Source organism: Hyphomonas sp., assembly GCF_016125515.1.
In the GTDB taxonomy this organism is placed as follows: Bacteria; Pseudomonadota; Alphaproteobacteria; order Caulobacterales; family Hyphomonadaceae; genus Hyphomonas.
Genome location: NZ_WGLO01000005.1, coordinates 53,961 through 65,541 on the forward strand (window position 1 = coordinate 53,961; position 11,581 = coordinate 65,541).

The following is an 11,581-nucleotide window of genomic DNA, read 5'->3' on the forward strand; positions in this document are numbered from 1 at the left end:
TTCAGTCAGATTTCAGATTGGTTTCAGGTTCGTATTTCAACTTGCCCCAAGCAGGCGTCGTCCTGCCACAACAGAGAATGAGGCGGGTGGGTTCCCCCCACCTAGTGCGTCTCACCCGCTTCATTCGCAATTGCCAATCAATCTCATCGCAGATTCCCAGCTTCGGAAGTGCGGAGCCTCTTGTCTGGCAGCATGGGTGCGCCCGCGCCGCGCGTCCGAGGATGATCCGGTTTGAGGTGCCGGAGCATATAAGCTTTGTCTTTGTTCAATTTGCATCGAATACGGACAATACAGATTGCGGGTAGAATTGTGGCTGACAAACGGTTCAGGTTGTTGCACGAAAAATCCCGGAGAACCGCTGAAGCCGGCAAGAACCAGGGAGGGATGATCCATTAGTGTCCTGATCGTTGAAGATGATGTCGAGCTGACGCGCCGGCTCTCGCGCAGCCTGATGCAGGCCGGCTTTGCCACGGAGACGGCTCAGACCGGCACCGACGCGCTCGCGATTGCGAGCAGCTCCAATTTTGAAGCCATTGTGCTCGATCTCGGGCTGCCGGGTTTGTCCGGCGTCGAGGTTTTGAAACAGCTTCGCAGTCGCAATATTGTGACGCCGATTATCATTCTCACCGCGCGCAGCACATGGACGGAAAAGGTGGAGGGCCTGCGACTGGGTGCAGACGACTATCTTTCGAAGCCCTTTCACACCCCGGAACTGGTCGCGCGTGTTGAAGCGCTCGTCCGCCGCTCAACGAGACACGCCGCGCCGGTCCTTGTGCATGGCAACCTGGAACTCGATGTCGTCAACTCCGAGCTGCGGCTCAACGGCGTGGCAATTGAGGCCACCTCGCTTGAATACAGGTTGCTTCGCTATCTCATGCAGCGGGCTGGCCGAATTGTTTCCCAAACGGAACTGGTCGAAGCCTTGTACGCAACATCGGCCATGCGCGAGTCGAATACCGTCGAAGTTTATATCAGCAGATTGAGACGCAAGATCGGAAAGGACCGTATAAAGACCATCCGCGGTCTGGGATACAGGTTTGGATGATCGAATGAGAAAGGCCTATTCGCTTCGGACCCGGCTGATAGTAGCGGCCGCAATCTGGGTGACGCTCGGCTGTATCACGTCTTTTCTGGTGATGTCTCTGATCTTTCGTCAGCAGACCAGGCTTGAGTACAAGGACGAGGTTCTCGTTCATGTGGAAGAGTTGTTTCGCCTGACGCAGATCAGTGAGACGGGCGAATTGTCGCTGGCGAGCCGCTTCAGCGATCCAAGGTACGATCAGCCAAAATCCGGATTCTACTGGCAGGCCACGGTCGGGCAGAATAAACCGTTGCGCAGCGCGTCCCTGGGGGACAAGCAGATTGATTGGCCGGTTCACCCGCATCCGCCGGAACAGCCGGTCGAGCTTCATGTCGCGATGGGCCCGACAGGGCCGATCATGTTTGCGGAGAAAGCGATTGGCACGGGCACGCCGGACGATCCGGTGGTGCAGTTTCTGGTCGCCACCGATATGCGCCACATCGATGCGGCCGTTGCAGGCTTCGACCGGCGGGCCGCGGGCGCTCTCGCCCTGTTTGCGGTCAGCCTGATCGTGTCGGCTGCCATTCTGGTCTGGTACGCTTTGTCGCCGCTCAAGCGGCTTCGAACGTCACTGAGCGACGTCAAGACGGGCAACAAGCCGTTTCTCGAGGATAGGTTTCCGTCCGAGGTTCAGCCAGTTGTCACCGAGCTCAACGATTTGATCGATTCGATGGCCAATCTTCTGTTGCGGGCGAGGACGCAGGCCGGAAACCTGGCGCACGGTCTGAAAGGACCGCTGACAATCATCGCTGACGAAGCCCATGAACTGACTGAGGGGCGGCTGTCGGCGGAGTCCAGTTCTGCCATCCTAGAACAAACCCGGTTGATGCAGCGCCACATCGACCATCACGTCGCGCGTGCTCGCGCCGTTGCGGGCGTGAAGAAGCCGGGGTTGAAATCCAGCGTGCCGATCATCGTGGACGAGATCGCCGACGCGGTTTCGCGGCTGTACCCTGAGGCTTTGATCGACACTTCGGAAGCAAGCAATGTCGATCTGACGGTCGCGGCTGATCGGATGGATATGTACGAGATCATCGGAAACGTCATGGAGAATGCCTGCAAGTTCGGTGGTGGGCGCGTGACCGTTACCGCGCGCGAGGTTAACGACGCATATATTGAGATCGCGATCGACGATGACGGACCCGGCTTGCCCGCCGAAGCGTGGACGGAAGTATTGGCGATCGGGGTCCGATGGGACGAGCGAACGCCGGGAAGTGGACTCGGGCTCGCGATCGTCGATGAACTGGCCGTGCTTTATGGGGGCACGGTCACGCTCGGCCGGTCGAGCCTGGGCGGATTGCGGGTCGCTGTGAAACTTCCAAAGGGGCATTAGCCTCGTCCTGACCTCGCCGCACGCGACCTGCGCCAGTAGGGCTCGCCTCTTGATACGGACGGCGATCCGGCCCATTCGATATGAAACGAAGCTGAATTGCGGAACTTGACCCATGGTCAGGAAAAGACGCAGCGGCAGGCTTGTCGGGGAGGGCGCCATGGTTCGGTTTGCAGCAACGCTGCTGTGTGGGTTTGCTCTGTTGGGTGCACCGGCGGTGGCGCAAGGCGATCCTGTCGCGCCGCGTCCGAACTTCGTCGTCCTGCTCATCGACGATGCGGCGTTCATGGATCTCGGTGTCTATGGCGGCGAGGCGCGCACGCCGAACATCGACGCGCTCGCTGCCGGTGGCGCGCTGTTCACGCACTACTACACCTCGCCGCTCTGCTCGCCCTCGCGCGCGATGCTGCTCACCGGCATGGACAATCATCTCACCGGCGTTGCGACCATTCCGGAAGTCCTTCCGAAGGAACATGAGGGCAAACCCGGCTACACGATGCGGCTGGAACCCGGTGTCGCAACGCTTGCCGAACGCCTGAAGCCGCTGGGCTACGCCACCCTCATGTCCGGCAAATGGCACCTCGGCAGCGGCCACGGCGATTTGCCCAACACCCATGGCTTCGACCGGTCCTTCGCGCTCGACGCGTCCGGCGCAGACAACTGGGAAGACAAATCCTACATGCCCTACTACGCCAACGCGCCGTGGTATGAGGATGGCAAACCGGCCAGCTTGCCGGACGAATTCTACTCGTCAAAATTCATCATCGACCAGATGATGACCTATCTCGACGACGCGCCCGCCGATGCGCCTTTCTTCGCCTATGTCGCCTTCCAAGCCGTCCACATTCCGGTTCAGGCACCGGCCGAATTCACCGCGCACTATGACGGCATCTACGATGCCGGCTGGGACGAGGTGCGCCGCGCGCGCTGGGAGCGCGCCAAAGCGCGCGGCTTCATTCCGCAGGATGCCGCGCTGGCGCCCATCGCCCCGCCACTGCGCCCCTGGACCTCGTTGAGCCAGGAAGAGCAGGATCTCTACGCCGCCCGGATGGAAGTCTATTCCGGCATGATCGAAGCGATGGATTTCCACATTGGCCGTCTGGTCGAACACCTGAAATCCACCGGACAGTTCGACAACACGGTCTTCGTCATAACGTCCGACAACGGCCCGGAGCCGTCGCGCGGTGACAATGATCCGCGGCTCAAATTCTGGATGGACATGAACGGCTACCATCTCGGCCCCGAAGGGATCGGCGAGAAGGGCAGCTGGGGCTTCATCGGCCCGGAATGGGCGATGGCCGCCGCGTCACCGCATGACAAGTTCAAATTCCTCGGATCCGAGGGCGGCATCCGCGTGCCTTTCATCATGTCAGGCGCCATCGTTGCGCCAGGCGCCCGGATCGAAGGCCGCGCCCATGTGGCCGACATTGCGCCGACGCTCCTGGCACTTGCCGGCGCTGGCACGGATCTCGACGGGGCCAAGCCGATGACCGGTCGCAGCCTCGTGCCACTCCTCAGTGGACACGCCGAGGCGGTGTATGCGCCGAGCGATGCCATCGTTATCGAGGTGTCCGGCAATGCCGCCGTCGTCAAAGGCGACTACAAGCTGACGCGAAACCAGAAGCCGCACGGCGATGGCGTCTGGCGCCTTTACGATCTCAGCAGGGATCCCGGAGAAACGGCAGACCTCAGCGCCGCCCTTCCGGACAAGCGCGCCGAGCTGCTGGAAGAATATGCCGCCTACAGCCAGCGTGTCGGCGTGCTCGAAGTGCCCGAAGGCTATGATTCCATTGCCGAAGTCACCCGCCATTCGCTCGAGCGCCAGCGTCGTCAGTATGGTCCATTCCTCGTCGGCGGCCTGGTTGTTCTCGTCGCGCTCCTGGGCGGCGGCATCTGGTTTTGGCGCCGGAGACGGGCCCGCCGCGGCTGATTGAAATGTGGACTTGAGCCGGATCGATTATTATGACACTAATAGTGCCATTATAAGCTTCGATCGAGAAAGGCGTGAACCGCCCGAATGGCCAGTCCGGTTTTGTTGCCCGCCCGCAAGGGTTCTCAACCCGGAAAGGGGCGCGTTTTGTCATGTCCTTGAAGACCTTTCTCGTCTCGCGGGTCGCGGCGAGCATCACCAGTGAAAAGCGATTGAAGCGGAACCGGACCATGCAGGAAACCAAGCGCCAGGCGGCCAATGCCCCTCATGTGGTGGACTATTTCCACGACGTGACAGACCCATACTCACACCTCTGCCTGCAGGTTCTGCCCGCCTTCGTATCGCGCTACGACGTCGCGTTGTCAGTGCACCTGGTCAACCCCGCGCCCGATTGGGCAGCGCCTGAGCGGGCCCAGTTGGAAGCCTATGCGCGCGAGGACGCGCAGCGGCTGGCGGTCAAGGCCGGTCTCAGCTTCACTGATCCCGGCCACCAGCCCGCGCCTGACCAGCTGCTGCGCGCCGGCCTGCAGCTCGCCGCTGCCATTGATACTGGGCGCTTCGTTCAGGATGCTGCCGCGATCAGCGCCGCGGCCTGGCGCGGAGAGCTTGCTGGCCCATCTGGCGATGCGGCCGAACTCGGTGCCCGCCTTGCCGAAGGCAGTGCGCGGCGTGAGGCGCTCGGCCACTATCTCGGTGGCACCTTCCATTATGGTGGCGAATGGTATTGGGGTGTGGACCGGCTCCACTATCTCGAAACACGACTGATGGAGCTCGGCGCGCGCAAGCCTAACACAGGCGACAGCGTGATCTTCCCGCCGCCGGTCTCACCGTCCGGCAAGGCAGCGGGTCCGGCACCTGTGGTCAAGCCAGAATTGCACTACTATCTCTCGTTCAGAAGTCCGTACACGTATATCGTCGCGCAACGGGCCAAGGCACTCGCCGATGCCTACGGGGCAGAGTTGAAGCTTCGTTATGTGCTGCCCATGGTCATGCGCGGCTTGCCGGTGCCCCGGATGAAGGGCCGCTACATCACGCTGGACACAGCCCGCGAGGCGCGCCGCCTTGGCGTACCGTTCGGCAAGATCGCAGATCCGGTCGGCAAACCCGTCGAGCGCGGCTATTCGCTGCTGCCCTGGGCGCGCGAGCAGGGGCGGGGCTTCGAATATTGCCACGCGTTCCTTGCAGGCGTGTGGTCGCAGGGCGTTGACGCCGGCAGCGACGCTGGCATGCGCCAGATCGTCGAAGCGGCCGGGCTCGATTGGGCCGACGCGCGCCCGCATCTGGAGACCGACGCCTGGCGCGCCGAAGCAGAGGCCAACCGGGCGGAAATGGTGTCTCTCGGCGTCTGGGGCGTTCCCAGCTTCCGGGTCGGCAATGTCATCACATGGGGTCAGGACCGGCTGTGGCTGGTCGAGGACGAATTGAGAAAGCAGACCGGGTAGTCCGGACAAGGAGGAATGAAGAATGGAAGTCGTCAACGAGGTGTTCCCCACCGATCCGGCGCGCCTGCAGGCGATGATCGAGAAAGGTCCTGACGGTCCGATCTTCATGGTCAACCTCCTGAAGTTCAAGGACAAGGCGGAATATGAAGATGGCCGCGATGCCGACATGTCGGGCCGCGATGCCTACATGATCTACGGACGCGCGGTCTCGGCGCTGTTGCCGAAATTCGGCGGCCGCGGAATCTTTGCGGCAGACGTTACCTTCCTCGCGCTCGGTCAGGTTGAGGAGCTCTGGGATGAAGTCGCGATTGCCATGTACCCCGACCGCGGTTCCATGGTGCGTATGTCGCTCTCTGAAGAATGGCGCGAAATTTCCGTTCACCGGGCGGCCGGTCTCAAAGGCCAGCTGAACATCGAAACGGTCTTGCCAAAGACCGAAACGCCATCGCCCTTCCTTGAAATGATCCTGAAGTCGGAAGGGGGTGGCCAATGAGCCTCACGCGTCGTCTACTGATCTGTGTACTGATTCTTGCTATCGCGGCCTTCGTCGGCAGCTTCCTGTTCCGCATCCAGATCGCCGGGTTCATTTTTGACCGGGCCGTCAAACAGAACTTCAGTGTCGACCGCGAAGCCGCGCTAGGCGACGGACTGCACGTGTTCGTCTGCGGCGCCGGCACGCCCCTGCCGGATCCGAAGCGTAACGGTCCCTGTATGGCGGTGATCGCAGGCCAGCATCATTTCGTTATTGATGCCGGCTCGGGCGGTGCGCGCACGATGATCCGCATGGGATATCCCATCGGAAAGATTGACGCGATCCTGCTTACTCATCTGCACTCGGATCATATGGACGGACTTGGCGAACAGCTCATGCAGGCCTGGGTGAATGGCGGGCGCGATGTGCCGCTGCCGGTCTATGGTCCGCCCGGCGTTGACGAACTGGTCAATGGGTTCAACGCGGCTTACCGCATCGATGGCACCTACCGGACCGCGCATCACGGTGTCGATATCGCCAATCCCGAAGGCCGGGGCGGTGCGCCCATGCCGGTGGTCATTCCCAAGGGGCCTGGCGGGCAGGTGGTCATCTTCGAACAGGACGGCGTCACGGTGACTGCGTTTCGCGTCAATCACCAGCCGGTCGAGGAGGCTTTTGGTTACCGCATCGATTACAACGGCCGCGCAGTGTCCTTCAGCGGCGACACGATCTACGACGCCAATCTCGTGGCGGCGTCTGAGGGTGTCGATATCCTGTTCCACGAGGCGCTCAACCGCGAAATGGTGGCGAAGATGCACGATGCCGCCGCCGCGGCAGGTCGGGCCGATCTTGCGCATATCCTGAACGACATCCTGACCTATCATGCCACGCCAGACGACGCCGCGCGGTCGGCGACCGAGGCCGGTGTGCGTCAGCTCGTCTTTTACCATACCATTCCGCCGCTGCCCTCGCGTGCACTCAACGCCTTGTTCATGAAAGATGCGAAAGGTAAGTTCGCCGGCCCGATGCAGGTCGCCGAAGATGGCCTCATCTATTCACTGCCGGCGGGCAGCAGTGAGTTAAAAAGAACAAGGGCCTTCTGAATGACCCAGAACAAGATCGTGCGGCTGGAGACGGCCAGCAGCAAAACTGAAGCACCTGACGGCCGGCGCCAACGCAGCGAGCGCAGCCGCGCGCAGATCATCGAAGCGATGTTCGAGCTGATCCGTGAGGGCGACATGAGCCCCAGCGCGGCCAAGGTGGCAGAGCGCGCGGAGGTCGGCCTGCGCACGGTGTTCCGCCATTTCGAGGACATGGACAGCCTCTACATCGAGATGGCCGAGCGGATCACCGCGGAGATCATGCCGAAAGTTTTCGCGCCCTTCGAAGCGCGCGAATGGCGCGAGCGGCTCATTGAGCATCTTCGCCGGCGTTTCGACATCTACGAGCATGTGCTGCCCGTGCGTGTCTCGGCGAATATCCGCCGCTTCCAGTCGCGCTTCCTGATGGAGGAATACCGGCGCAACCTCGTGATGGAACGCGCAGCCCTGAAGGCGCAGCTGCCGGAGGCGGTACAAAACGATCCGGTCCTGTTTGCCGCTATCGAAACCGCGGTCAGCTTCCAGTCCTGGCGCCGCCTGCGTCAGGACAGCGAACTGTCAGCGGCCGAAGCCGCCAAAGTGGTCTGCCTCACCGTGGAGCGCCTGGTCGCGCCATGAGGGCTTGGGTGTCCGCGTCGGCGGTGCTCGCTCTCGCGGCATGCGGCGCGCCTGCGCCGGATCACGCGGCAGCGTCCGAGGCCACCGCCGTCTCGCCCGCATGCGGCCTTGGCGCCGAAGCCATCGGCACATTCGTCTCGCTGCCATCGGGCCGCTACACCAAGGGCGCGTTCGCGATCTATCCTGAAGAATCGCCCGAAATCGTCCTCCATGTCGATGGGTTCGCAATCCAGGCGCATGAAGTCACGAATGCCCAGTTCGCGCGCTTCGTTGAAGAAACCGGATACGTCTCCGAGGCCGAACGCGGCGTGGCCGAGGGCCGGCCGGGCGCGGGCTCAGCGGTGTTCCGCATGCCCACCGGCGTCGCCGGTGATCTGGACCGCTGGGTGCTCGTGCCGGGTGCCAGCTGGCACACGCCTGAAGGTCCGGGGTCGGACATCGAGGGCAGGGACAATTACCCTGTGGTGCATGTCACGCTCGCCGACGCGCGTGCCTACGCCGCCTGGGCCGGCGGGCGTCTGCCATCGGAGGAAGAGTGGGAATATGCCGCGACGCTCGGTCTGCGAAATCCGGCAAAGCCTGCATCCGGTGCCTACACGGAGGCCGGCGCGCCGGTCGCAAATACCTGGCAAGGATTCTTTCCGTTCACGAACGAAGCCACGGACGGCTTTGCCGGAGTTGCACCGGTCGGTTGTTTCCCGCCGAGCGAAGCCGGGCTCTATGATATGATCGGCAATGTCTGGGAATGGACGGACACGCCCTTCGGCGAGGGAAACCAGACCCTCAAGGGAGGCTCATACCTCTGCGCCGACAATTACTGCCGCCGCTACCGCCCGGCGGCGCGCCATCCGCAGGAAAGCGATTTCTCGGCCAGCCATATCGGCTTCCGCATCGTCCGCGGCCCATCGGCCGCGGACTAACCCCTGCCTGCCTTCAGTTCGGCCACCAGATATATTCGTCACCGGGCTCGGCCATCTCGGCGCCGGTCTTGTCGATCGCAACGGGAATGTCCGTGGTCGATGCATAGAGAGGCTTGCGCGCCCCTTCGAGGTGACGGTCGAGCAGCGCCTGCAACTCCGCCACCTTGTCCGGCCGCGCGTCGGCGAGGTTGTTCGCCTCGGTCGGATCGGTGTTGAGATCGAACAGCCATGTCTTCTTCTGCTTGCCGTCCACCTGCAGCTTCCAGCCGCCCGCCCGCACGACATGGTAATAGCCGCTCTGCCAGAAGATCGCATCGTCCGGCCGCTCCAGTCCGCCCGTGCCTTCCGCCAGCGGCAGCAGGTTGCGCCCGTCGATCTCCACGTCCGCCGGCAAGTCAGCCCCGGCTGCCGCCGCAAGCGTCGGCATCAGGTCGATATGCGCCACCGGCGTGTCGATCGTCGTGCCCGCCGGGATGTGCCCGGGCCAGCTGACAAACATCGGTACACGGATCCCGCCCTCGAACAGCGTGATCTTCCACCCGCGATAAGGATCGTTGATGCCCGGCAGGCCAATATAGCCCGCGCCGCCATTGTCGCTGGAGAACACGATCAGCGTATTGTCCGCGAGACCCTCTTCCTCCAGCTTTTCGACGATCCGGCCGACGCTGCGGTCCAGCGCATGCAACATGGCGGCATACACCCGCAGGTGATGCGGCTCGATATCACCCACCGCCTCATAGTCTTCCTTTGTCGCCTGCAGCGGCGTGTGCACACCCCAATGCGCCAGATACAAGAAGAAGGGCTGGTTCTTGTTCGCCTCGATCACCTTCAGCGACTCGTCGGTCCAGTAGTCGGCGAGGTATCCGCCCGGCCGGAACGGTTTGCTGCCATTGTAGGTCGTCTGGAAATCGCCGCGCGCCCAAAGGAACTTGTCGATTGGGTCGAAATCAAGCTTGGCGTTCACGACATCCGGATCATCCGACGGCAGATGAAGTAGTCCGGTCATTAGCAGGCTTTCGTCAAAGCCTTGCGCATTGGGTGTGAACTCGCCCGCACTGCCGAGATGCCACTTGCCGATATGCACCGTGTGATATCCGGCTGTCTTCAACACTTCTGCGACGGTCACTTCCTCGCCGGGCAAGCCCTGGTTCTCGAAGTCGGGCGCTGCGTCCGCTGCTTTCTTGTCGAACACAACCTTCGGCAAGCCGGTGTCAGCTTCATTGGAGATCATCGACACGATCCGGCCCATGCCATTCGGCGTTGGCGTGAATTCGAAACCCGTCCGCGTGGGATAGCGCCCGGTCATCAGCATCGCCCGCGAGGGCGCGCAGGTGCCTGTGCCTGAATAGGCGGTCGAGAAGATGGCGCCCCGCGCCGCCAGCGCATCGATGTTCGGCGTCGGCACGCGGCCACCCGCCACACCGCCGCCGAACGTCGAGAGGTCATTGATGCCGAGATCATCGACGAGGATGAAAATGATGTTCGGCGGCCGCTCGCCGGCTGGGAGCGCCGCTTCCGCGGGTCCCTGCTGCCAGGCGATCGGATGGTTCGGTTCGACTTCCGGCCGCTCCGCGCGGCTCGCCAGAAACAGGATGATCGATGTTCTCTTGACGTAGGCGAGGGCCCCCAGACCGAGAATGACCGCAAGGCCAATCAGCAGGATCCGTTTCATATGCGCTTCCCCTTGGGTGTCAGTCTTTTTTCATGAAGTCGATGATCGCGTTCGAAAAGGCTTCCGGCGCATCTTCCTGCAGGAAGTGACCGGCATCCTTGATCATAACAGATTCTGCGCCCGGTATGCGGGCCTTGAAAATCGCGTCGCCGCCCTTGGTCACAGGGTCGCCGTCGCTGAACGCAATCAACGTCCGGCCCTTGAACGCTTCGAGAACGGCCCAGGCCCGGTCATTCGCCAGCCGCTCGTCCTTGTGCTTGGGCAGCAGAGGCACCAGCGCGGGGAATTTCCGCGCGCCTGCTATATAGCGGTCGTCCGGGAACGGAGCGACATATCCGTCCAGAATGCGGTCGTCCTGAATGCCTGAGAGCAGTTTGAATACATCGCGCACGGAGAAGTCCGGCGACTCGCTCGCATACTTCACCCAGTAGAGGAACGCGCCGGGCCCTCCGGACTGGAAGGCCTCGCGCACCATGTCCGTGTTCGGCATCGGAACGGAAGCATACATCTGCTCCATGAAAGCCGACATCTCGTCGGTCAGCATCGCCGTGCCGGGCAGGCCGGTATTGCCCACGACGATCCGCTTGAACCGGTCAATCTGGTCCGTTGCCACGCGCAGGCCGATAAGCCCGCCCCAGTCCTGGCACACCAGCGTCAGGCCGGTCAGGTCCATTTTCGTCAGCCAGTCATTCAGCCACGCGACGTGCCCGGAATAGGAATAGTCGTCCATCTCTGTCGGCTTGTCTGACTTTCCGAAACCGATCAGGTCCGGCGCCAGCACGCGGTAGCCCGCTGCGGTCAGCAACGGGATCATCTTGCGATAGAGATAGCTCCACGAAGGCTGCCCGTGCAGGCAGAGAACCGGTTCGCCGTCGCGCGGCCCTTCATCCAGGTAATGCATGCGCAGCGGCGTGCCGTCCGCGCCGGACACGGTGAGATAGTTGGGGAGGAAATCGTACTGGTAGAGGTTTTCGAATTGCGCGTCGGGCGTTCTGAGACTCTTCAAGCGGGCTGGC

10 protein-coding genes are annotated in these 11,581 nt (G+C 62.3%); 8 read left to right on the forward strand and 2 right to left on the reverse strand.

Annotated elements, in window-relative coordinates:
- Positions 1-403: 403 nt before the first annotated feature.
- The 8 genes from GC148_RS04895 (at position 404) to GC148_RS04930 (ending at position 8,893) form a co-directional block, all read left to right on the forward strand.
- The gene (locus GC148_RS04895) at positions 404-1,045 is read left to right on the forward strand and encodes a response regulator transcription factor (protein ID WP_291069355.1); all 642 of its coding nucleotides are present in this window, start codon (positions 404-406) and stop codon (positions 1,043-1,045) included.
- Between the two features lie 4 nt (positions 1,046-1,049).
- Positions 1,050-2,414: a HAMP domain-containing sensor histidine kinase gene (locus GC148_RS04900; RefSeq protein ID WP_291069207.1), complete on the forward strand. Its 1,365-nt coding sequence runs from the start codon at positions 1,050-1,052 to the stop codon at positions 2,412-2,414.
- 157 nt (positions 2,415-2,571) lie between these two features.
- The gene (locus GC148_RS04905) at positions 2,572-4,341 is read left to right on the forward strand and encodes an arylsulfatase (protein ID WP_291069209.1); all 1,770 of its coding nucleotides are present in this window, start codon (positions 2,572-2,574) and stop codon (positions 4,339-4,341) included.
- Positions 4,342-4,493: 152 nt separating this feature from the next.
- Positions 4,494-5,783: a DsbA family protein gene (locus GC148_RS04910; RefSeq protein ID WP_291069211.1), complete on the forward strand. Its 1,290-nt coding sequence runs from the start codon at positions 4,494-4,496 to the stop codon at positions 5,781-5,783.
- A 22-nt stretch (positions 5,784-5,805) separates the two neighbouring features.
- Positions 5,806-6,276, forward strand: a complete 471-nt coding sequence (locus tag GC148_RS04915) for a DUF1330 domain-containing protein (protein WP_291069212.1) — start codon at positions 5,806-5,808, stop codon at positions 6,274-6,276.
- Complete coding sequence (locus tag GC148_RS04920; protein ID WP_291069214.1) at positions 6,273-7,358, forward strand: MBL fold metallo-hydrolase; 1,086 nt, start codon at positions 6,273-6,275, stop codon at positions 7,356-7,358. The genes GC148_RS04915 and GC148_RS04920 overlap by 4 nt, the downstream gene beginning before the upstream one ends.
- Complete coding sequence (locus GC148_RS04925) at positions 7,359-7,973, forward strand: TetR/AcrR family transcriptional regulator (protein ID WP_291069216.1); 615 nt, start codon at positions 7,359-7,361, stop codon at positions 7,971-7,973.
- Positions 7,970-8,893, forward strand: a complete 924-nt coding sequence (locus GC148_RS04930; RefSeq protein ID WP_291069218.1) for an SUMF1/EgtB/PvdO family nonheme iron enzyme — start codon at positions 7,970-7,972, stop codon at positions 8,891-8,893. Before GC148_RS04925 ends, GC148_RS04930 begins: the two co-directional genes overlap by 4 nt.
- Positions 8,894-8,906: 13 nt before the next feature.
- On the opposite strand, the gene GC148_RS04935 is transcribed toward GC148_RS04930, so the two are convergent.
- On the reverse strand, positions 8,907-10,565 hold the full coding sequence (locus GC148_RS04935; RefSeq protein ID WP_291069220.1) for a sulfatase: 1,659 nt from the start codon (positions 10,563-10,565) through the stop codon (positions 8,907-8,909).
- 19 nt (positions 10,566-10,584) lie between these two features.
- A complete protein-coding gene (locus GC148_RS04940) occupies positions 10,585-11,571 on the reverse strand; it encodes a haloalkane dehalogenase (RefSeq protein WP_291069221.1) in 987 nt (328 codons plus the stop codon).
- Between the last annotated feature and the right edge of the window lie 10 nt (positions 11,572-11,581).